Raw genomic sequence first — 19,074 nt, 5'->3', positions numbered from 1 at the left:
CCGCCTTTTCCCAATCATTCGACGATCGTCGCCCTTAGGCGGCGGGGGCTGCCGCAGGCGCTTCAGCCGGAGCCGCGCCTTCCGCCGGAGCGGCGGCTGCGTCGGCCGGAGCCGCCGCCGCGTCAGCCGACGGAGCCGCAGCAGCGGCGCCCGGTTGACGGGCCGGATCGGCGGCCGGGATGGCGAAGCCGCCCGAGCCTTGGGTGCGCAGCCAGGCGATCAGGTTGATGCGGGTCTTCTCGTCGCGGATGCCGGCGAAGGACATCTTGGTGCCCGGGACGTAACGGGCCGGCGCGGTCAGGAAGGCGTCGATCTGGTCATAGCCCCAGGTCGGGGCCTCGGCCTTGTGCTTGGCCATGGCGTCCGAATAGGCGAAGCCGGCGCGATGCATGACCGGGCCGCCGATGACGGCGTACAGGTTCGGGCCGATCTTGTCGGCGCCGCCGCTGTGCGCGTCGTGGCAGGCCTGGCAGCGCGCGAAGGCGGCTTCACCAGCGGCCAGGTCGGCGGTCGGCAGGACCGTGCCCCAGTCGATCGGCAGGGCGGCCGGTTCGGCGCCCGCGGATTCTTCCGGCGCGTCCACGAAGTAGCCCATCTTTTCAGGCTGCTTGGTGTGATAGACCATGCCCGAAACTTGCTGGACCACCAGGATCACAAAGGCGGTGCCCAGGCACGCGCCCATAATCTTGTTCCACTTCAGATCGCCGCTCATGCGCGTCGTCGCTTCCCGTCTCTAATGAGCCCCCCCACCGCGAAGCGGCGTCAGGCGTAATCTTGCGTGGGCGTCTCTTACACGCTAGCGCGACCTTCGCAACCGGCCCGGACGCTTCCGGGCGTCACAGGACGTCGTCAAGTCGATGAATCCGCTGATAATGATACCCGCTCGCATGGCGGCGACCCGTTTGCCGAACAAGCCGCTGGCCGATATCGGCGGCAAGCCCATGATCGTGCGGGCCTGGGAACAGGCGGCCCGGTCCGGGTTTCGCGTCGCCGTGGCGGCGGGCGATCCCGAGATCGTCGAGGTCGTGGAGGCGGCGGGGGGCCTGGCCGTCCTGACCGATCCGGCCCTGCCCAGCGGTTCGGACCGCATCCGCGCGGCGGTCGAGGCGGTCGATCCCGACGCCGCCCACGACATCATCATCAACATCCAGGGCGACATGCCCTTCGCTTCACCCGATCTGGCCCGGGCCTGCGCTGACCTGTTGGCGCGCGAATCAGCCTGCGACATCGCCACCCTGGTGGCGGCCGAGGCCGAGGTCTCTGACCGGACCAATCCCGACGTGGTCAAGGCGGTGCTGGCGCTTCGCGAAGGCGAGACCAGCGGTCGCGCCCTCTACTTCACCCGCTCGACCCTCTATGGCGACGGCCCCGTCTGGCGTCACGTCGGCATCTACGGCTATCGCCGCGAGGCCCTGATGCGCTTCTGCGCCGCCCCGCCGTCTCCGTTGGAGAAGCGCGAAAAGCTGGAGCAACTGCGCGCCCTGGAAATGGGCCTCCAGATCTGGGCTTCGGTCATCGACGAAGCGCCGCTGTCGGTCGACAATCCGGCCGATCTGGAAGCGGCCCGGGCGCTGGCCTGACGTTCTGCTTTCTCCCTTCCCATGAAGGGGAGGGAGAGGCGCTACGCCTCCTCGTTCGCCCAGCTTTCCAGCAGACGCCGCGCGATGGCGAACGGCGGCGGCGCATGGATCGTCCCGTGCGTGCCCGCCAGCACCGCCCGCGCTTCGGCCCGCGTCAGCCAGGCCACGGCCTCCAGCTCGGTCTGGTCCGGGGCGGCGTCCTCTGTCGTGACCTCGGCGATCAGGCCGATCATCAGCTGGGCCGGGAAGGGCCAGGGCTGGCTGGAATGATAGACGACATCTGAAACCGTCAGGCCCGCCTCCTCCATCACTTCGCGGGCGCAGGCCTCCTCGATGGATTCGCCGGGCTCCATGAAGCCGGCTAGGGCCGACATCCGGCCCTCGGGCCAGATAGCCTGACGCCCCAGCAGGCAGCGGGGTTCTGAACCGCCCTCATAGACCGGCAGCATGATGACGACCGGATCAACGCGCGGGAAATGTTCGACTCCGCAGGCCGGACAGATCCGCCGCCAGCCGCCCGAGGCCTGATCCGACGCCTTGCCGCAGGCGGCGCAGAAGCCGTGACGACGGCGCCAGTCGAACAGGCTCTTGGCCGTGCCGGCGATGGCGACATCGGCTTCCGACAGGGCCGCCGCCGCGGCGCGCATCTCGATGAACTGGCCCAGACCGCCGGCGGGGCCGGTGGTCGGGTCGATGGACCCCTCGAACTCTACTGCAAAGACCGACGCCCCCTTCCACAGACCCAGGAAGACGTCGCGGTCGGGAACCAGATCGCGCCCGTGGCCGAGCGCCAGCCAGACCAGCCGCTGTCCGCCCTCGTGGTCCTCGACCAGGGGCCGCCCCTCCCACAGCACCATGGCCAGGGCCTCGGGATTGGCTTCCTGCTCGCCCAACCAGGCGATGTCGTTGCGAAGGTCGCCGGAGCGGTCGAGCGGATTGCCGGAGAAGACGTTGGTATGGGACATGGCGCTTCATACCCCTGACGCTGTCGATGGGGGAGGGGTCTTGATTCCCGCGTCGCCAGCCGTCATATCCCTCCTCGGAGATCGCGGGCGAAGGCTTCGCCAACCTGGTCAGGGCCGGAAGGCAGCAGCCACAACGAATTCACCTTCGGGTCGCGGTCTCTACTTTCCCTACGATCGATATCGTCAGCGGCCTAAGGAGCCGGTCGAACTGCGCCGAGGACCAATCCGGCCATGTCGTCCTGTTCTATGATGTAGAGGGCGTAGATTTTTCGCTTCTGGGCCGCAGCGACGAAGCTTTTGTCGTCGCTGTCCATGAGGGCCGCTTCAGACACGAAGCCGCCGCTCTGGCGCGAAAACAGCCAGAACGTCATGTCATCCCGAGTGATGGACGAGAATCCCAGGCGGGCCGTCATGTCGCGGTCGAGCGTGCGGCTGTCTGCTTCTGGCGATGCCAGTCCGCAGAAGTCGAGTCTGAGACCGTCGATCTCCATTATGCTTTTTCCGTCGCCCCAACCGGTCATCAGCATTTCGATCGGACCGGCGGGGGACTCCGCCTTCAACCTGGTCGGGTCGAAGTTGAGATAGATGGCGGGCTCCCGAAAGTCCTCGCCCATTGCTTCTGCGACCTCGGCGGGCATCTTGAACCAGTCGCCGGCTTCGGCGGCCGCCGCGACGGCCGCAGGCTCGCCATTGGTGGCCAGGCATGTGTCCACAAACGACTGGAGGGGCTCGGCCGTCGCCGAACCGGCGATCAGATAGGCGGCGGTGATAAGGCCGAAGACGGCTCTGTTTTTCATTTCATCCCCCAGATAGCGATGGCGGGATGGTAGCAGGACGCGTTCGCGGAACAATGATCGTTTTGTAGCGGTCCGTCGTTAGGGCGCCCGCGTCTCGCAAGCTTCACGGAACCGGAATCGCCCTGACCCGCTGAAAGGACTTCACCCCTTCAGGAGCAGGCGAATGAGCGTTCTCGGGTCCATCCTCGGCGGCATCTTCAAGAAGAAGAAGGAAGAGCCGGCCCCCGCCGCGCCGGCGCCCGCGCCGACTGCGGCTCCTGTCGCGCCTCAAGCCGCGCCCGCCGCCGCCCCTGCGCCCGAGGTTGATGTCGCCGGCATCCTCGACTTCATGAACGACCAGCGGGCGCAGAAGCTGAACTGGCGCACCTCCATCGTCGATCTGATGAAGCTGGTCGGGCTGGAAAGCTCGCTGGCCGAGCGCAAGGAACTGGCCGACGAGCTGGGCTACACCGGCGACAAGTCCGACAGCGCCTCAATGAATATCTGGCTGCACGCCCAGGTGATTCAGAAGATCCGGGACAACGGCGGCCGTCTGCCCACCGATCTCTGAGCTCCGGCTCTCGCGAGGGGGTGCGCGACCGCGCCCTCTCGCGCTAAGACAGGATCATGAGCGACGTCGATCCGAGTCTTGATGGCCCTCCCTGGGAGGAGGATGTTCCCGAGCGGGACGAGAACACCGACGACATGTTCGGCGCGCCCGCCGCTGCGCCTGAACCTGTAGCAGCGCCGGTCGCGGTCGCTGCGCCGACGCCGACCAAGGCAGAACCCTTCGCGGACGAGCCCGCCGATGACGGCGCCTACAAGGTTCTGGCGCGCAAATACCGCCCGCGCACCTTCGAAGACCTGATCGGGCAGGAGGCCATGGTCAGGACCCTGACCAACGCCTTCGCCACGGGCCGCATCGCCCATGCCTTCATGCTGACCGGGGTGCGGGGCGTCGGCAAGACGACGACCGCTCGCCTTCTGGCCCGCGCGCTGAACAACGAGACCGACGTCATCGACAAGCCGTCGCTGGCCCTGTCGGCGCATGGCCGTCACGACGCCTCCATCATGGCCGGCCAGCACATGGACGTCATGGAGATGGACGCCGCCTCGCACACCGGCGTCAACGATATCCGCGACATCCTGGAAAGCGTCCGCTACGCGCCGGTCGAGGCCCGCTACAAGGTCTATGTCCTCGACGAGGTCCACATGCTGTCGACGCAGGCGTTCAACGCCCTGCTGAAGACGCTGGAGGAGCCGCCGCCCCACGCCAAATTCATCTTCGCCACCACCGAGATCCGCAAGGTTCCGGTGACCATCCTGTCGCGCTGCCAGCGTTTCGACCTGCGCCGCGTCGAGCCAGAGGTTCTGGTTGGCCACCTGGGCCGCATCGCCGACCGCGAAGGCATGAAGATCGAGCAGGAGGCCCTGGCGCTGATTTCTCGCGCGGCCGAGGGCTCGGTGCGTGACGGCCTGTCCTTGCTGGATCAGGCCCTGGTTCAGGCCGAAAGCGGGGCGACGGTGCAGACCGCGACCGTACGCGACATGCTGGGTCTGGCCGACCGCACCCAGACCATCGCTCTGTTCGAATCCATCATGGCCGGACGCACCGCCGAGGCGCTGGAAAACTTCCGCACCCTCTACGGCTATGGCGCCGATCCGGTGCAGGTGACCAACGACCTGCTGGAGCATTGCCACGCGGCCTCGGTCGCCAAGATGCTGGGCCCGAACGCCACCCGCCTGCCCAATGATCAGGCGCAGAAGCTGACGGCCCTGGGCGCGGCGATTTCCGCCGGGACCCTGTCGCGGACGTGGCAGATGCTCCTGAAGGCCCTGGACGAGGTGCGGCGGGCGCCCAACCCGGCGGATGCGGTGGAAATGGCCATCGTCCGTCTGGCCTACGCCGCCGACCTGCCGGGACCGGAAGAGGCGCTGAAGGCCATCCAGTCGGGCGGGACCCTGCCGGGCGGCGGCGCGGGCGGTCCTCGTAGTGGTGGGGGCGGCGGCGGCGGTGGAGGCGGCGGAGCCTCGGCCATGCTGGCGGCGCGGCCCATGGCCCAGCCCGCCTTTCCCGATCCCCAGACCTTCGAGGCCGTGGTCGCCCTGATCGGCGACAAGCGTGAAATCACGCTGCAGATGGACGTCGAGCGCTATGTGAAGCCGGTGTCGTTCAAGCCGGGCGCCATCGTCTATGAACCGGCGGCGGGCTCGCCCGTCGATCTGGCGCGGCGTTTGGCCTCTCGGCTCAAGGAATGGACCGGCCGCACCTGGCTGATCGCGGCCAACGGCCAGGGCGGCGGCGAGACCCTGATCGAGATCGAGAAAAAGGCCCGCTCCGCCCGCCGGGCGGCGGTCGAGGCGGACCCCTTCGTCGTGTCCATCATGCAGGCCTTCCCCGGCGCCGAGATCAAGGAGATCAAGACCCTTGCGCCCGCGGTCGAAATGCCCGCCATCCCGGAGGACGACGAGGCGGGCGAGGACGACTGATCGTCCTCGCCGTCTTCGTGCTTACAGAATCTGCGCGGCTTCCTCGAAGTCGAGGCGGGGTGAGCGCGGGAAGAGGTTCTCGTCCGTACCGTAGCCCAGGTTCATGATGAAGTTCGGCTCGACATTGCTGTCGGGGAAGAACTCGGCCTTCACGCCAGCGGCGTCGAAGCCCGACATCGGACCGACGTCCAGACCCAGGGCGCGCGCGGCGATGGTCAGATAGCCGCCCTGCAGCGAGGCGTTGCGGAAGGCGGCTTCACGACGACCGGCTTCATCAAGGAACCAGTCGCGAGCGCCCGGCGCATGCGGGAACAGTTTGGCCAGAGTGTCGTGGAAATCGATGTCCTGGGCGATGATCAGGTTGACCGGGGCGGCCAGGGTCTTGGCGCGGTTGCCCTCGGCCATGTGCGTCGACAGGCGGGCCTTGGCTTCGGGCGAGGTGACGAAGATAAAGCGGGCCGGGGTCATGTTGACCGCGGTCGGGCCGAACTTGGTCAGGTCGTAGAGCTTGCGGATCAGGTCTTCGGACACGGGCCGGTCGCTCCAGCCGTTGCGCGTGCGCGCCTCGGTGAACAACTGGGCCAGAACCGTGTCGGAGACCGGAACATCGCGGGCGGAAAGGGCGTCATAGGCCATCGGGAAAATCCTCCTGAACAGGATTGGTAACTTCAATTGTTACGAATATGGCCTGTCCCATCCTGTCGTCAAGGGGAATGCTACAAAATCTGTTGCTGATGCGGGTCGATGTTCTGCAGGAGGGTCTGGAGCCGGGCCGCGGATCGCCCTATCTATTAGGGATGAAAGACCTCAACGCCCTGATGCAACAGGCCCAGGCCATGCAGCAAAAGCTGCAGGACGCCCAGGCGAAAATGGCCGAAACCACCGCCGAGGGCACCTCGGGCGGCGGCCTTGTCTCCATTGCTCTGAAAGGCCCCGGCGAGATCACCGCGGTGAAGATCGACGACAGCCTGATGGCCCCCGGCGAGGGTGAAATCCTGGCCGACCTGATCGTCGCCGCCCACGCCGACGCCAAACGCAAGCTGGACGAGGTCAACAACGCCCTGATGCGTGAGGCCGCAGGGCCGATGGCCGGGATGAACATCCCGGGAATGCCGAAACTCTTCTGATGGCCGCCTCCGCTGGGCCGGAAATCGAACGGCTCATCAGCCTGCTGGCCAAGCTGCCGGGGATGGGCCCTCGCTCGGCCCGGCGCGCGGCTCTGGCCCTGCTGAAGCGGCGCGAGCAGCTGCTGGTCCCGCTGGCGGCGTCGCTGGCCGAGACCGCCGAGAAGGTGGTCAACTGCTCGGTCTGCGGTTCGCCCGACACGCGCGACCCCTGCTCGGTCTGCTCGGACCAGAGCCGCGACAACGCCCTGATCTGCGTGGTCGAGGAGGCCGGCGCCCTATGGGCCATGGAGCGGTCGGGCGCCTTCCGCGGCAAGTATCACGTCCTGGGCGGCCTGCTGTCCGCGTTGGACGGCGTCGGTCCCGAGCAACTGCGCATCGCCGAACTGATCGGTCGGGCGAAAGGCGGCGAGGCGAGGGAGGTCGTTCTGGCCCTGCCCGCCACCGTCGACGGCCAGACCACAGCCCACTATCTGGCGGAACGCCTGTCGGCGGCGGGCGTCGAGGTCACGTCGCTCGCGCGCGGCGTCCCCGTTGGCGGCGAACTGGACTGGCTGGACGACGGCACGATTGTTCAGGCCCTGCGGGCGCGACGTCCGGCCTGATCCCCTTACGTCCGCAGCTGACGCGGCTCAGCTTTCAACCGCCCGCGACTCCGGCTAGGAACGGAGCATGAACACGCTCGAACTCATCCTGCTGGTCGTCGCCGTCGCCGCTGTCGCCGGCTTCTTCTGGGCCTTCATGGGCTGGCAGAAGGCCAAGGGGGCGCTCGACGCCGCCGACGCCCGGCTGGAGCTGATGGAGGAGAGCCGCGACTCCATGGCGGAGTTCCTCAAGGCCCAGGCCTCGCAATCGGCCGAGGCCGTGGCGACCAAGCTGGTGGCCCGCGCGACCGAGACCTTTCAGGCCCAGGACCGCGTCGCCCGTGAACGCATGGAGGCCCAGCTCAAGCCGGTCTCGGAAACCCTCGCCAAGTTCCAGGAACACGTCGCCGCCCTGGAGAAGACCCGCGCCGAGGACACCGGCGGCCTGAAGGAGCAGTTGGCCGCCCTTATGACCGCCTCGACGGCCACCCGCGACGAGGCGCGCCGCTTGACCGAGGCCCTGAAGGGCAATACCGGCCGCCGCGGCCGCTGGGGCGAGCAGACCTGCCGCAACGTGCTGGAAGCCGCCGGCATGGCGGGTCGTTTCGACTTCGAGGAGCAGAACTCCTCGGCCAATGACGAGGGCCGCCAGCAGCGCCCCGACTTCATTGTCAAACTGCCCGGCGGCGGCATGTTCGTTATCGACGCCAAGGTCTCCCTGGCCTTCGCCGACGAGGCGGACGGCGACGACGAAGCCCAGGCCCAGGCCATGTCCCTGCGCACCGCCGCCAGCATGAAGACCCACGTCCGCCAGCTGTCGTCCAAGGCCTATCAGGATCAGTTCAAGCCCAGCCCCGACTTCGTCGCCATGTTCGTGCCGGGCGACGCCTTCCTCGCCGCCGCGCTTGATCACGAACCCGACCTGATGACCCAGGCCATGGCCTCGCGCGTGGTCATCGTCACCCCCACCACCCTGTTCGCCCTGTGCAAGGCCGTCGCCTACGGCTGGCGCGCCGAGGAGCAGGCCAGAAACGCCGAGGATGTCGCGAAGCTGGGTAAGGAGCTGTACAAGCGCCTGTCAGTCATGGGCGGGCATGCGGCTTCTGTCGGCAAGGCGCTGGATGCGGCTGTCGGGCGCTACAACCAGTTCGTCGGCTCGCTAGAGAGCCAGGTCATGGTCTCGGCCCGCCGTTTCGAGGACCTCAAGGTCGATCACGAAGGCAAGGACCTGCCCGAACTGCCGCCTGTCGAACAGTCGCCGCGCACCCTCAGCCGCCCGGAACTTCTCAACGCCCCGGCGTCGCAGTAGCGATAACCGCCGCTTGACGGAGCTGGATGGCGGTGTAAAACGTCCTTGTCTAATCGGGAGGGGCGTCGTGGCCGGCAAGCGTAAACTCTACATCCAGTCGGCGATCGCCCTGGGCCTGTTCCTGGCGACCGCCTTCGTCACGGGCGGCGTCGTCGGCTATCTGAGCGACAGCGGTCAGGACGTGCTGTCCAGCCCGATCGCCCTGGTCGTGGTCATCGCCTTCGCCGCCGTCACCATGCTGATCGCCATGTGGATCAGCCTGAAGTGGATGAGCTCCATCGATGAGGCGGCGCAGGAAGCCCACAAATGGGCATGGTTCTGGGGCGGCTCCAGCGGCATGGCCGTAGGCGGCGTCTTCGTCATCCTGGCCGCCATGCCCCAGGCGGCGATGCTCCGGATCCCGGCCTGGTATTCCGAGCGCACCGATCCTGCCGCCTACGCCGCCACGGGCGCCTTCGCCATGCTGACGCTGATGCTGATCGGCTACGGCGTCGCCTGGGCCTGGTGGTGGTGGGCGCGGCGGTGAGGGCGGCGGCATGAACAACCGCCTCAAGGTCCTGCGGGCCGAGCGTGACTGGAGCCAGGCCCACCTGGCGACGGAACTCGGCGTCTCGCGCCAGACTGTCAATGCGCTGGAGACGGGGCGTTACGATCCCTCTCTGCCGCTGGCCTTCAAGATCGCGCGGCTCTTCCAGCTGCCGATCGAATCCATCTTCTCGGACGAGGAATAGTCCCGCCATGCCGATCGCCCGACTGTCTGACTGCCTTCGTTCGGCCCTGACGGTCGGGGCGGCGCTGTCCGCCCTGCTGCTGGCTCCTTCGGCTCTGGCGCAGGCGCCGTCCGCCGTGTCGGCCGGTGTCGTCGCCGCGCCCGCGGGTTCCGGCCCCGGCCTATGGGTGGTGAAGGACGAGGATTCCACCCTCTATCTGTTCGGCACGATCCACGCGCTGAAGCCTGAGACGCCCTGGGGCACGGGGCGCGCGGACAAGGCCTTCGCCAGCGCCGACGAATACTGGTTCGAGGTCGCCGACCTGAACGACCAGGCAGGCGTGGTGCCTTTGATCCAGGCCAAGGGGGTTTCGCCTGACCGCCCCCTGTCCAGCCTGCTGACCGCCGAGGAGTTCGCCGATCTGGACGCCGTGGCCCGCACGGTCGGCGCGACGGCGCTGCAATTGGACCAGTTGCGCCCTTGGTTGGCCAGCCTGCAACTGGCGCTCGCCTCGATCCAGAAGGCCGGCTACGTGGCCTCGAACGGCGGCGATCAGGTCTTGCACGCTCGGGCCGCCGCCACCGGCAAGCCGATCAAGGGCTTCGAGACCATGCCTCAGCAGATCGGCTTCATCGCCGACCTGTCGGAAGAGGCTCAGCTGGCCATGCTGCGCTCGAGTCTCAAGGAGTTTGATCAGGCCGACGCCTTCCTTGGCCGCATGGTCACCGCCTGGTCGACCGGCGACGTCGACGGGCTGGACGCCCTGATCGGTTTGGAGGCGAAGGCGGAATCGCCCGAGCTGTACGCCGCTATCTTCGCGCGCCGCAACGAGGCCTGGGCCGAACAGATCCAGACTCTGCTGGCCGGCTCGGGCACGGCCTTCATCTCGGTCGGGGCCGGGCACCTGGCGGGCGCGGACAGCCTGCAGACCAAGCTGGCGCAGCGCGGGATCACGGCGACCCGGATCAGGGATTAACGCGAGGACGCTTGACCTGCGGGCCGCGACGCGAGACGCGGGGGCATGACCCAAGCCGAACCCAAACTGACGAGCCTGGCCCATGGCGGCGGTTGCGGCTGCAAGATCGCGCCCGACGTCCTGCAGTCCATTCTGGCCGGCGCGCCCCAGGCGGCGCCCTTCGTCCATCTGATGGTCGGGGCCGAGACCTCCGACGATGCGGCGGTGTGGCGGCTAAACGGCGAACAGGCCCTGGTGGCCACCACGGACTTCTTCATGCCCATGGTCGACGACCCGTTCGACTTTGGCCGGATCGCCGCCGCCAACGCCCTGTCCGACGTCTACGCCATGGGGGCGACGCCCATCTTCGCCCTGGCCATCGTGGGCATGCCGATCGGCAAGCTGTCGGTCCAGACCATCGGCCGTGTGCTGGAGGGCGGCGCCTCGGTCTGCACTGCGGCGGGCATTCCCGTCGCGGGCGGCCATTCGATCGACAGCGTCGAACCGATCTACGGCCTGGTCGCCCTGGGCCTGGCGCACCCGGATCGGGTGCTGACCAACCGCCGGGCTCAACCGGGCGACGTTCTGATCCTGAGCAAGGCTCTGGGCGTCGGCGTCCTCAGCGCCGCCTTCAAGCAGGAGCGGCTGGACGCGGCCGGCTATGCCGCCCTGATCGCCTCGACGACCCAGTTGAACACGCCGGGCCCGCAGTTGGCCGCCATGCCAGAGGTCCACGCCGTGACCGACGTGACGGGCTTCGGCCTGCTGGGCCATGCGCTGGAGATGGCGCGCGGCGCGGGCGTCGCCGTGGAGCTGGATCTCCACGGCCCGGTCTATTTGTCCGGCGCCGAGGCTCTGGCGGCGGCCGGGGTGAGGACCGGGGCTTCGGTGCGCAACTGGGCGGCCTATGGGGCGTCGGTCGCGGCGCCGGCGGACCTGCCGGAATGGCGACGCGACCTGCTCAGCGACCCCCAGACGTCGGGCGGCCTGTTGATCGCCGTCGCGCCCGAGGGGGCCGAGGCGGTGATGCGGCTGCTTCAGGAGACTGGCTTCGCTTTCGCCCGGCGGGTCGGCCGCGTGCGCGAGGGCGCGCCGTCCGTGGTCGTGGCTTGATATGGCGCGGCTGAGCGCCGACGTCGGTCTGGAAGCCTTGACGCGCTATGACGCCCTGATCGACGTGCGCAGTCCGGGCGAATTCGCCGAGGATCACCTGCCGGGCGCGATCAATCTGCCGGTCCTGAACGACGCCGAGCGCGCCGAGGTCGGGACCATCTATGTGCGGCAGTCCAAATTCCTGGCGCGGCGTCTGGGCGCGGGCCTGGTCGCGCGCAACATCGCAGCCCATCTTGAAGGCGCGCTCGCGGCCAGGGACAGCGGGTTTCAGCCCATGGTCTATTGTTGGCGCGGCGGCCAGCGCTCCACGGCGATGACGACGGTGATGGATCAGGTCGGCTGGCCCGTGACCCGGCTGGACGGCGGCTATCAGACCTGGCGACGCCAGGTGGTCGCGCGGCTGTACGAACCTCGAACGGCGCCCGGTCTGCGGCTGGTCCTGCTGGACGGTCTGACCGGCAGCGGCAAGACGGCGGTGTTGTCCCGCCTCGCCGCGCGGGGCGTTCAGAGCCTGGATCTGGAGGGGCTGGCCGAGCATCGGGGCTCGTTGTTTGGCGGCCTGGGTGTGGTCCAGCCGGCCCAGAAGCTGTTCGACACGCGCCTGTTCACGGCCCTGGGGCGACTGGACCCGGAGCGGCCGATCGTGGTCGAGGCCGAGTCCAGTCGTATCGGGCGCGTGACCCTGCCGCCGGTCCTGTGGGCGGCGATGAAGGCGGCCCCGCGCCTGCGGTTGAGCGCGCCGATCGAAGCGCGGGTCGGGCGGGTGCTCGAGGACTACGCGGCGCTGGAGCATGACGCCGAGGTTCGCGACAACGCCCTACGCCGTCTGCCGCGCCATCACAGCCGAGAAGCCGTCGCGGCCTGGCGCCAACTGTCGAGGGCAGGGGATCTGCGGGCCCTGGCGACGGCCCTGATGCAGGACCACTACGATCCCGCCTATCGCCGCGCCTCGCGTGACGTCGGGGGCGGCGATCTGGGCGAGATCGCCTTGTCGGGGTGCGCCGCCGCCGACCTGGATCAGGCGGCTGACGCCGTCGCCGGAGCGGTCGCGCGCCTTTCATCCGACAAGGGTTGAATCAGGCTTTTTTGTGTTATTCTGGCAAGCGAGGAGCCTGCTGGGGGCTCCGTGGCCATGCGGCTGGGATAGACTCGAATGAAGACAAGGCTGTTGTTCTTGGGCGCGACGGCGCTCGTCCTGACGGTCGCGCCTCTGGGCGCCCAGGCTCAGGACTCGAGCAAGACGGCGACCTATGGCGAGATCGGGCTGAGGTCGGGCTTCACGCCGGACCCTTATCGCGTGTCCGTGACGGCGGGCGGCTCCATCGACGCCTATGCCGACACGCCCCTGCCGGCGGCCTGCGTCGGCAATGTCGCGGACGCCCCCGATTTCGAACTGACCTATGAGGCGGGGCGTCTGCCGCTGGTGTTCCGCACCCTGTCGCCGGTGGACACGACTCTGATCATCAACGGGCCGGACGGCAGCTGGTCCTGCGACGACGACAGCTATGGCGACGGCGACGCCCAGGTGCGTTTCGACAAGCCGCGCAGCGGGACCTACGATGTCTGGATCGGCACGTTCGGCGGCGGGACGGCGGACGCCACCCTGCTGATCACCGAGACGCCCTAGGGCCGCTGGACCTTACTGATCCTCGTCGAACTTGCGGGCGACCAGGTCGCTGAGGGCTTCGATGGCTTCGGCCGCGTCGGGGCCCTCGGCCTCGATGTCGACGCCGCAGCCGATGCCGGCGCCCAGCATCAGCAGACCCATGATCGAGCGGGCGTCCACGGTCACGCCGTCGCGGGTGACGCGAATCTCGGACTCGAAGCCCGAGGCCAGCTTGACGAACTTGGCCGAGGCGCGGGCATGCAGCCCGCGCTGATTGCAGATGTTGACGGTGGCCTGAACTGGAGTGTCGGTCATTTTTCGCCCGCCAGGACCCAGGAGGCCACCGAGATGTATTTGCGTCCGGCGTCCTGGGCGTGAGCGACGCAGGTCTCCAGGCTTTCGCGGGTGCGCACGCTGGCCAGCTTGATCAGCATGGGCAGGTTCAGCCCGGCGATGACCTCGGCGTGGGTCTGCTCCATCACCGAGATGGCCAGGTTGGACGGCGTGCCGCCGAACATATCGGTCAGCAGGATGACGCCGTCGCCGTCGTTCACGGCCGCGGCGGCATCGACGATGTCGCGGCGACGCCGCTCCATGTCGTCTTCGGGGCCGATGCAGATCGCAGCCACGCCCCGTTGAGGGCCGACCACGTGCTCCATCGCCGCCAGAAACTCGGAGGCCAGGCCTCCGTGAGTGACGATCACCAGCCCGATCATGAAGGCTTCACCAAGAAAATCCGCCCCGCACCGCTGTCCTCAGCGAACGCCCTCGGGGCGCTCAGACTGATCTGCAAGCCGGCCTTCATAGGCCAAACGCGCGCCGGTTCAAAGAGCAGCCAGCGCGGTTGCGACGACCTGACCTGCCGAGGCCGGGCGCGGGTCCAGCCGCAACTGCGGAATCGCCACCTCGTCCAAGGTCCAGGCGACCGCCTCGGGCAGGCGTTCAATCGTCTCGTGGGTGCATTGCACAGCCAGGACGATGCGGGCCAGTGGATGCAGCGGCGCAGTGACGATGCCCAGGCCGCGCACCTCGATCTTGCCGGTGATGGTGGCCGGGGCGGCGGCGTAGAGCGCCCCGTTCGATGCCCACAGATGGGTCCAGTCGTCGGCGATCAGCCGCCAGCCCTGGCCGATCAGCCGCAGGGCCAGATCGCTCTTGCCGACGCCGGACGGCCCCTGGATCAGCACGCCGCGCCATCCGGCGGGCGTATGGCGGGCCACGGCGGTGGCGTGCAGCGGTTGCATCGGCTTGGTCATGGGCGTCGTCCAGCCAGGGGCAGAAGCACTTCGAAGCGGGCGCCGACGGCGTTTCCGTCCTCATCGACGCGGTTCTCGGCGTGGACCCGTCCGCCGTGGGCGTCGACGATCTGGCGCACGATCGACAGGCCCAGGCCCGAGTTGGCGCCGAAGGCCGTGCCCTTGGGCCGGGAGGTGTAGAAGCGCTCGAACACGGTCTCCAGGTTTTCCGACGGGATGCCGGGGCCGTCGTCCTCGACGCGGATGCGCAGGGGCAGGTCGCGGCTGTCGTCGCGCTCCAGACGGACGCGGACCTCGCCGTCGGCCGGGCTGAACGAGCGGGCGTTGTCGATCAGGTTGCGGAAGACCTGACCCAGGGGGATGTCGCGGCCCAGCACCCGCGCCGCATCGGCGGTCGAGGCGAAGCGGACAACGGCCTCGCCCGGCTTCTGCCCGCCCTCATAGACGGCGACGATGTCGCCCAGCAGTTCGTTGAGGTCGATCAGGCGCGGCCGGTCGCGCGACAGCTCGGCGTCCAGACGCGAGGCGTTGGAGATGTCGGTGATCAGCCGGTCCAGGCGTCGCACGTCCTGCTGCAGCAGATTGGTCAGCCGCCCCCTCTGCTCGTCGGTCTTGACCAGGGGCAGGGTTTCCAGCGCCGAGCGGATCGAGGTGAGGGGGTTCTTGATCTCGTGGCTGACGTCGGCGGCGAAGCGTTCGATGGCGTCCATGCGCGTCGACAGGGTGTCGGTCATGGATTCCAGCGCGCGGGCCAGGTCGCCGATCTCGTCCTTGCGGTCCTCGAGGTCAGGCAGGGAGATGGCGCGGGCGCGTTGCAGGCGCACCTGATCCGCCGCCGCCGACAGCCGCATCACGGGCCGGGCCACGAACAGGTGCAGCACCAGGGCTGACAGCAGGTTCACCGCCAGGGCCACCAGGGCGAAGGGGGTCAGGGCGCGGCGCTGGGCGGCCAGGGTCTCGTCAACGTCGCCGGCTTCCAGCGTCAGCACGCCCAGCACCTGCTGGACGTGACGCACGGGCAGGGAGACCGAGACGACGCGGTCGCCGTTTTCGTTGCGGCGGATGTCGGCCTGGGGCGCGCCTTGCAGGGCGCGGTCGACCTCGGCCGACAGTTCGGCGTTGGCGCGCTTGACCCGCGCCGTTTCGCGCGGCGAGGGCTCGCTCGGGGCCAGGGCGGTGCCGGCGGGGTTGGCGGGGGGCAAGGCCTCGCCCGGAATGGCGTCGGTGACGGCGTAGCTGTCCGAGACCAGCAGGCCGTCCTGATCGTACAGGCGCGCGCGCTGGCCCTCGGGGATGAAGTTGTCGCGCAGCCACAGCCCCGCCGCGCCGGGGTCAAGCATCGGATAAGGCTCGCCCTGGGTGATGCCCAGTTCGCCCAGGACATTGGCCAGAAGCTTGGCCTGGACCGACAGGGATTCCTGACGCGCCTCGATCAGGCCGCGCTGCCATTCATTCAGGGCGAGGGCCCCGCCGAACAGGATCAGCAGGCTGAGCAGGTTGAGGGCGAGAATGAAGCCGCCGAGGCGTGACCCGCCGAAGCGGAAGCGACGCTGCGGCCGGCCGTCCTCGGCCTCAGCTTTCGCGGTAGCGGTAGCCGACGCCATACAGGGTCTCGATCGCGTCGAACTCGGGATCGACGACCCGGAACTTCTTGCGCATGCGCTTGACGTGGCTGTCGATGGTGCGGTCATCGACATAGACCTGATCGTCGTAGGCGGCGTCCATCAGGCTGTCGCGGCTCTTCACGAAGCCGGGGCGCTGGGCCAGGGCCTGAAGCAGCAGGAACTCGGTGACGGTCAGCTTGACCGGCTTGCCGTCCCAGGTGCTCTCGTGGCGCGCGGGGTCCATCGACAGCTTGCCGCGCTTGATGGCCTTGCCGGCGGCTTCCGCCGCGGTCTCGACCTCGCCGCCGTCGGCGCCGGTGCGGCGCAGCAGGGCCTTGACCCGCTCGATCAGCAGTCGCTGGCTGAAGGGCTTGTGGATATAGTCGTCGGCGCCGAGGTTGAAGCCGAGGATCTCGTCGATCTCCTCGTCCTTGGACGTCAGCATGATGACCGGCAGCTGCGAGCTCTGCCGCAGGCGACGCAGCACCTCCATGCCGTCCATGCGCGGCATCTTCACGTCCAGGATGGCCAGATCCGGGGGCGTGGTCTCCAGCGCCTCGAGACCCGAAGCGCCGTCATGATAGGCCGTGACCTTGTGACCGTGGCTTTCGAGGGCCAGGGACACGGAAGCGACGATGTTTTCGTCGTCGTCGACCAGAGTGATGTTGGCCAAAGGCTTCTCCTGAGTGCGGGCGGCGGCGGACGTCCGGGTCAACCGTCGTGAGTCGATTGCTCAACGCACGACAAGCGTAACCGTTCTATTCCATCGTGGTGACATTACGGCCACAGCAAATGGTTCGCCAGAGCCTGTCTTTCAACCTTGGCGGGGAAATGGCGAAACCTCGCCTTAAAGCCTCCGGGCGCAGGGTGGCGGGCTGATACGCGCGAAAGACGCCATGGCCGGTCCGGTTCACTACGAAATCTATATCCGCAAGACGCCGCCGGCGTCCTGGACGCTGTCGATGGCGACCGAGGACCGCAAGACGGCGATCGAAACGGCTGAGGACCTGCTGCGCGACGGCCAGGCCTGCGCCGTGCGCGTGACCAAGGAAACGCTGGACCCCGACACCATGGAGTTCGCCAGCGTCGTTGTCCTGACGCGCGGCGCGCCCGAGGTGAAGCGCAAGACGCCGGTGCGCGAGGAGAGCCGCGGTCCCAGCTGCCGCGGGGTTCAGGATCTGTATGCGCCGCACGCCCGCGACCTGCTGGGCCGGGTGCTGGAGGACTGGCTGAACCGACAGGGGGCGACCGCCTTTGAACTGTTGCACCGGCCCGATCTGGCCGAGCGGCTGGAGGCTTCGGGCGTGGAGTTGCAGCACGCCATCCAGAAGGTGGCGGTGCCGGAAAGCCAGCACACCGGCCAGCCGGTGCATGATCTGGTGCGCCATTATCAGCGACTGGGCGAGCAGGCCATCGAGCGCCTGCTGCAGGCCGGGCGCCGCAAGCAGTTTCCCAGCCTGGGCGAGCGCTCGGTCGCCGATGTCGCGCACCGGCTGAACGGCTCGCCTGACCGCGCCTTCATCATGGGCGGCGTCGTCGCCGGGGCTCTGAAGGGGCTGAACGGGGCGCGGGCGCGTCTGGATCGGCTGATGGACCTGTGCGACCGGGCGCCGGCCGAGGGCCAGCCCCGCGCTCTCGTTCTGGTGCCGGTCGAGCAGATCCTGTGCGAACTGCTGACGTCGCGGGCCAGCCTGGCCCAGATCGTCGGTCCGGCGCTTGATCAGGGCTCCAGTCTGGCGGCCGTGGTGCGCATGGTGGCCCCGCGCGAGATCGCGGTCCTGGTGGCGCACGATCCGCGACTGGCGATCCTGATTCCGCCGGTCGAGGGCGGCCCGGCGCGTCTGGGCGAGCGCCTGGCGGCGGGCGAGTTTCCCCTGCTGGCGGCGGCTTTGGCGCGCACCGTCCTGCGCGAACTGATGAGCCAGCGCCGTCTGCGGCCGGGCGACCCGGAAGGCGAAATTGACATCCTGCGCGCCCTGGCCATGACCCTGACGGCGACGGCGGGGCGGCTGCTGACGCTGGAGGAGGTGCAAAACGCCTTCATCGAGCGCTCCAAGAGCCTGGTCACCGCTGATTTCGTCGCCGCCTACGTCAAGGGGTGTCCGAACATCCTGTGCGAGGTCGAGCGGTTGGCGCGGATGTGCGAGAACGTCACTGGCGGGGCCAACAAGCGTGCGGCCGCGCGCTGGCTGGACGCCTGCGTCACCTCCCTGCGTTTCGAGACCGAGATGCGGGCCTCGAGCCAGACCCCAGGACAAAAGCTGATGGCCCTGGCGGAGCTGCAGCGGGCCGTGCGCAACGCCGCCCTGTCCGAACGCGACTGTGAGGCTGTGACGACGGCCCTGGGCGTAGTCGGCGGATCGGTCGAGGCGGACGCCAAGCTGACCGCACAGATCGTTCGTGCGCCTGCGTCCGCGCCGCAGAAGCTGGCGGCCCTGCTGCGGCTGGCGGCCGGCGAAACCGGCCCGACTGGCCCGGTGGCGGATCGAGCCAAGGCCGAGGCGATCAGGTTGTTCCGCGCGCCCGAGGTGCGGACGGCCCTCGGCGCCGCGCCCGAGGCGGTGCAAACCCTGCGCCCGCTGATGAAGGCGGCCGGTCTGGCCGCCTGATTCCTCAGTCGAAGATGTCGAAGATATCCATCCGCTTCTTCTTCTTGCGGTAGTGGTAGTCGTCGTCGCGACGGCGGTCGTCCGAATAGCGCGGCGGCTCGCGGTAGCCTTGCGGCTGGCCGCCCCACGGTTGCTGGACGGGTTGCTGATAGGTCGGCTGGGGCGCGGCCTGCGGGGCGACCTGCGGGGCAGCGGCGCGGCCTTCCTCGGTCGCGACGGCCATCAGCTTCTCCAACTCGCCGCGATCCAGCCAGACGCCGCGGCAGGTCGGGCACATGTCGAACTGGACGCCGTTGCGGTCCAGGGTCTGCATGGCGGCGTTGTCGTTGGGGCACATCAACAGGGGCATGGGATCCTCGTCATCGAATGATGCGGTCCGACATCACGCCGCCG

General features: G+C 68.5%; 23 protein-coding genes and 1 other RNA gene. 14 read left to right on the top strand and 10 right to left on the bottom strand.

Going from position 1 to position 19,074, the window contains the following annotated elements:
* Positions 1-34 precede the first annotated feature (34 nt).
* Positions 35-712: a c-type cytochrome gene (locus ACIQTU_RS14710; protein WP_400548697.1), complete on the bottom strand. Its 678-nt coding sequence runs from the start codon at positions 710-712 to the stop codon at positions 35-37.
* Between the two features lie 145 nt (positions 713-857).
* Here ACIQTU_RS14710 and ACIQTU_RS14705 point away from each other — a divergent pair, with 145 nt between their 5' ends.
* Positions 858-1,580, top strand: a complete 723-nt coding sequence (locus tag ACIQTU_RS14705) for a 3-deoxy-manno-octulosonate cytidylyltransferase (protein ID WP_400548694.1) — start codon at positions 858-860, stop codon at positions 1,578-1,580.
* Between the two features lie 41 nt (positions 1,581-1,621).
* On the opposite strand, the gene nudC is transcribed toward ACIQTU_RS14705, so the two are convergent.
* Complete coding sequence (gene nudC / locus ACIQTU_RS14700; RefSeq protein ID WP_400548691.1) at positions 1,622-2,545, bottom strand: NAD(+) diphosphatase; 924 nt, start codon at positions 2,543-2,545, stop codon at positions 1,622-1,624.
* Positions 2,546-2,618: 73 nt separating this feature from the next.
* On the opposite strand from nudC, the gene ffs reads away from it, so the two are divergent.
* Positions 2,619-2,712: signal recognition particle sRNA small type (gene ffs, locus ACIQTU_RS14695), an RNA gene on the top strand.
* A gap of 24 nt (positions 2,713-2,736) precedes the next feature.
* Here the strand turns inward: ffs and ACIQTU_RS14690 are convergent.
* Complete coding sequence (locus ACIQTU_RS14690) at positions 2,737-3,396, bottom strand: hypothetical protein (protein WP_400548688.1); 660 nt, start codon at positions 3,394-3,396, stop codon at positions 2,737-2,739.
* 109 nt (positions 3,397-3,505) lie between these two features.
* Between ACIQTU_RS14690 and ACIQTU_RS14685 the strand changes: the two genes are divergently transcribed.
* Together ACIQTU_RS14685 and ACIQTU_RS14680 are read left to right on the top strand one after the other, a co-directional pair.
* Complete coding sequence (locus tag ACIQTU_RS14685; protein ID WP_400548685.1) at positions 3,506-3,892, top strand: DUF3597 domain-containing protein; 387 nt, start codon at positions 3,506-3,508, stop codon at positions 3,890-3,892.
* Between the two features lie 56 nt (positions 3,893-3,948).
* Positions 3,949-5,811, top strand: coding sequence for a DNA polymerase III subunit gamma/tau (locus ACIQTU_RS14680; protein WP_400548682.1), 1,863 nt, complete (start codon positions 3,949-3,951; stop codon positions 5,809-5,811).
* Between the two features lie 21 nt (positions 5,812-5,832).
* On the opposite strand, the gene ACIQTU_RS14675 is transcribed toward ACIQTU_RS14680, so the two are convergent.
* A complete protein-coding gene (locus tag ACIQTU_RS14675) occupies positions 5,833-6,447 on the bottom strand; it encodes a malonic semialdehyde reductase (protein WP_400548679.1) in 615 nt (204 codons plus the stop codon).
* A gap of 161 nt (positions 6,448-6,608) precedes the next feature.
* Here ACIQTU_RS14675 and ACIQTU_RS14670 point away from each other — a divergent pair, with 161 nt between their 5' ends.
* From ACIQTU_RS14670 to ACIQTU_RS14630, 9 genes are all read left to right on the top strand, one after another.
* Positions 6,609-6,938, top strand: coding sequence for a YbaB/EbfC family nucleoid-associated protein (locus tag ACIQTU_RS14670; RefSeq protein ID WP_105562538.1), 330 nt, complete (start codon positions 6,609-6,611; stop codon positions 6,936-6,938).
* On the top strand, positions 6,938-7,540 hold the full coding sequence (gene recR, locus ACIQTU_RS14665) for a recombination mediator RecR (RefSeq protein WP_400548676.1): 603 nt from the start codon (positions 6,938-6,940) through the stop codon (positions 7,538-7,540). The genes ACIQTU_RS14670 and recR overlap by 1 nt, the downstream gene beginning before the upstream one ends.
* 67 nt (positions 7,541-7,607) lie before the next feature.
* The gene (locus tag ACIQTU_RS14660) at positions 7,608-8,828 is read left to right on the top strand and encodes a DNA recombination protein RmuC (protein ID WP_400548673.1); all 1,221 of its coding nucleotides are present in this window, start codon (positions 7,608-7,610) and stop codon (positions 8,826-8,828) included.
* A 67-nt stretch (positions 8,829-8,895) separates the two neighbouring features.
* Positions 8,896-9,354 (top strand): hypothetical protein, encoded by a 459-nt coding sequence (locus tag ACIQTU_RS14655; protein ID WP_400548670.1) that lies wholly within the window; start codon positions 8,896-8,898, stop codon positions 9,352-9,354.
* A 10-nt stretch (positions 9,355-9,364) separates the two neighbouring features.
* Positions 9,365-9,559: a helix-turn-helix transcriptional regulator gene (locus ACIQTU_RS14650; RefSeq protein ID WP_105562535.1), complete on the top strand. Its 195-nt coding sequence runs from the start codon at positions 9,365-9,367 to the stop codon at positions 9,557-9,559.
* 7 nt (positions 9,560-9,566) lie between these two features.
* The gene (locus ACIQTU_RS14645) at positions 9,567-10,514 is read left to right on the top strand and encodes a TraB/GumN family protein (RefSeq protein WP_400548667.1); all 948 of its coding nucleotides are present in this window, start codon (positions 9,567-9,569) and stop codon (positions 10,512-10,514) included.
* A gap of 45 nt (positions 10,515-10,559) precedes the next feature.
* A complete protein-coding gene (gene selD / locus ACIQTU_RS14640; protein WP_400548664.1) occupies positions 10,560-11,606 on the top strand; it encodes a selenide, water dikinase SelD in 1,047 nt (348 codons plus the stop codon).
* A 1-nt stretch (position 11,607) separates the two neighbouring features.
* Entirely contained in the window at positions 11,608-12,681 is a 1,074-nt protein-coding gene (gene mnmH / locus ACIQTU_RS14635; RefSeq protein WP_400548661.1) for a tRNA 2-selenouridine(34) synthase MnmH, read from the top strand.
* A 93-nt stretch (positions 12,682-12,774) separates the two neighbouring features.
* Positions 12,775-13,233 (top strand): peptidase S1, encoded by a 459-nt coding sequence (locus tag ACIQTU_RS14630; RefSeq protein ID WP_400548658.1) that lies wholly within the window; start codon positions 12,775-12,777, stop codon positions 13,231-13,233.
* 12 nt (positions 13,234-13,245) lie between these two features.
* Here ACIQTU_RS14630 and ACIQTU_RS14625 read toward each other — a convergent pair whose 3' ends face one another.
* The 5 genes from ACIQTU_RS14625 to ACIQTU_RS14605 all read right to left on the bottom strand — a co-directional run bounded on the left by ACIQTU_RS14625 (position 13,246) and on the right by ACIQTU_RS14605 (position 16,745).
* Positions 13,246-13,527, bottom strand: a complete 282-nt coding sequence (locus ACIQTU_RS14625; protein WP_400548655.1) for an HPr family phosphocarrier protein — start codon at positions 13,525-13,527, stop codon at positions 13,246-13,248.
* A complete protein-coding gene (locus ACIQTU_RS14620) occupies positions 13,524-13,928 on the bottom strand; it encodes a PTS sugar transporter subunit IIA (RefSeq protein ID WP_105564561.1) in 405 nt (134 codons plus the stop codon). The genes ACIQTU_RS14625 and ACIQTU_RS14620 overlap by 4 nt, the downstream gene beginning before the upstream one ends.
* A 108-nt stretch (positions 13,929-14,036) precedes the next feature.
* A complete protein-coding gene (locus tag ACIQTU_RS14615; RefSeq protein WP_400548652.1) occupies positions 14,037-14,468 on the bottom strand; it encodes an HPr kinase/phosphorylase in 432 nt (143 codons plus the stop codon).
* A complete protein-coding gene (locus tag ACIQTU_RS14610) occupies positions 14,465-16,072 on the bottom strand; it encodes an ATP-binding protein (protein ID WP_400548649.1) in 1,608 nt (535 codons plus the stop codon). Before ACIQTU_RS14610 ends, ACIQTU_RS14615 begins: the two co-directional genes overlap by 4 nt.
* Positions 16,041-16,745 (bottom strand): response regulator transcription factor, encoded by a 705-nt coding sequence (locus tag ACIQTU_RS14605; protein ID WP_400548646.1) that lies wholly within the window; start codon positions 16,743-16,745, stop codon positions 16,041-16,043. Before ACIQTU_RS14605 ends, ACIQTU_RS14610 begins: the two co-directional genes overlap by 32 nt.
* Positions 16,746-16,968: 223 nt before the next feature.
* Between ACIQTU_RS14605 and ACIQTU_RS14600 the strand changes: the two genes are divergently transcribed.
* On the top strand, positions 16,969-18,681 hold the full coding sequence (locus ACIQTU_RS14600; RefSeq protein ID WP_400548643.1) for a hypothetical protein: 1,713 nt from the start codon (positions 16,969-16,971) through the stop codon (positions 18,679-18,681).
* A 4-nt stretch (positions 18,682-18,685) separates the two neighbouring features.
* Here ACIQTU_RS14600 and ACIQTU_RS14595 read toward each other — a convergent pair whose 3' ends face one another.
* Positions 18,686-19,030: a zf-TFIIB domain-containing protein gene (locus ACIQTU_RS14595; protein ID WP_400548640.1), complete on the bottom strand. Its 345-nt coding sequence runs from the start codon at positions 19,028-19,030 to the stop codon at positions 18,686-18,688.
* Positions 19,031-19,074: the final 44 nt, after the last annotated feature.

The organism is Brevundimonas sp. NPDC090276, assembly GCF_044772165.1.
Taxonomy (GTDB): domain Bacteria; phylum Pseudomonadota; class Alphaproteobacteria; order Caulobacterales; family Caulobacteraceae; genus Brevundimonas.
The sequence above is the reverse complement of the archived record's forward strand: the minus strand, read 5'-3'. Positions and strand labels throughout refer to the sequence as shown.

Excerpts from the sequence above, each read along its gene's own strand:
- ACIQTU_RS14710 (WP_400548697.1), bottom strand. The coding sequence starts at position 712 with ATGAGCGGCGATCTGAAGTGGAACAAGATTATGGGCGCGTGCCTGGGC.
- ACIQTU_RS14705 (WP_400548694.1), top strand. The coding sequence starts at position 858 with ATGAATCCGCTGATAATGATACCCGCTCGCATGGCGGCGACCCGTTTG.
- nudC (WP_400548691.1), bottom strand. The coding sequence starts at position 2,545 with ATGTCCCATACCAACGTCTTCTCCGGCAATCCGCTCGACCGCTCCGGC.
- ACIQTU_RS14685 (WP_400548685.1), top strand. The coding sequence starts at position 3,506 with ATGAGCGTTCTCGGGTCCATCCTCGGCGGCATCTTCAAGAAGAAGAAG.
- ACIQTU_RS14680 (WP_400548682.1), top strand. The coding sequence starts at position 3,949 with ATGAGCGACGTCGATCCGAGTCTTGATGGCCCTCCCTGGGAGGAGGAT.
- ACIQTU_RS14675 (WP_400548679.1), bottom strand. The coding sequence starts at position 6,447 with ATGGCCTATGACGCCCTTTCCGCCCGCGATGTTCCGGTCTCCGACACG.
- ACIQTU_RS14670 (WP_105562538.1), top strand. The coding sequence starts at position 6,609 with ATGAAAGACCTCAACGCCCTGATGCAACAGGCCCAGGCCATGCAGCAA.
- recR (WP_400548676.1), top strand. The coding sequence starts at position 6,938 with ATGGCCGCCTCCGCTGGGCCGGAAATCGAACGGCTCATCAGCCTGCTG.
- ACIQTU_RS14660 (WP_400548673.1), top strand. The coding sequence starts at position 7,608 with ATGAACACGCTCGAACTCATCCTGCTGGTCGTCGCCGTCGCCGCTGTC.
- ACIQTU_RS14650 (WP_105562535.1), top strand. The coding sequence starts at position 9,365 with ATGAACAACCGCCTCAAGGTCCTGCGGGCCGAGCGTGACTGGAGCCAG.
- ACIQTU_RS14645 (WP_400548667.1), top strand. The coding sequence starts at position 9,567 with ATGCCGATCGCCCGACTGTCTGACTGCCTTCGTTCGGCCCTGACGGTC.
- selD (WP_400548664.1), top strand. The coding sequence starts at position 10,560 with ATGACCCAAGCCGAACCCAAACTGACGAGCCTGGCCCATGGCGGCGGT.
- mnmH (WP_400548661.1), top strand. The coding sequence starts at position 11,608 with ATGGCGCGGCTGAGCGCCGACGTCGGTCTGGAAGCCTTGACGCGCTAT.
- ACIQTU_RS14625 (WP_400548655.1), bottom strand. The coding sequence starts at position 13,527 with ATGACCGACACTCCAGTTCAGGCCACCGTCAACATCTGCAATCAGCGC.
- ACIQTU_RS14620 (WP_105564561.1), bottom strand. The coding sequence starts at position 13,928 with ATGATCGGGCTGGTGATCGTCACTCACGGAGGCCTGGCCTCCGAGTTT.
- ACIQTU_RS14615 (WP_400548652.1), bottom strand. The coding sequence starts at position 14,468 with ATGACCAAGCCGATGCAACCGCTGCACGCCACCGCCGTGGCCCGCCAT.
- ACIQTU_RS14610 (WP_400548649.1), bottom strand. The coding sequence starts at position 16,072 with ATGGCGTCGGCTACCGCTACCGCGAAAGCTGAGGCCGAGGACGGCCGG.
- ACIQTU_RS14600 (WP_400548643.1), top strand. The coding sequence starts at position 16,969 with ATGGCCGGTCCGGTTCACTACGAAATCTATATCCGCAAGACGCCGCCG.
- ACIQTU_RS14595 (WP_400548640.1), bottom strand. The coding sequence starts at position 19,030 with ATGCCCCTGTTGATGTGCCCCAACGACAACGCCGCCATGCAGACCCTG.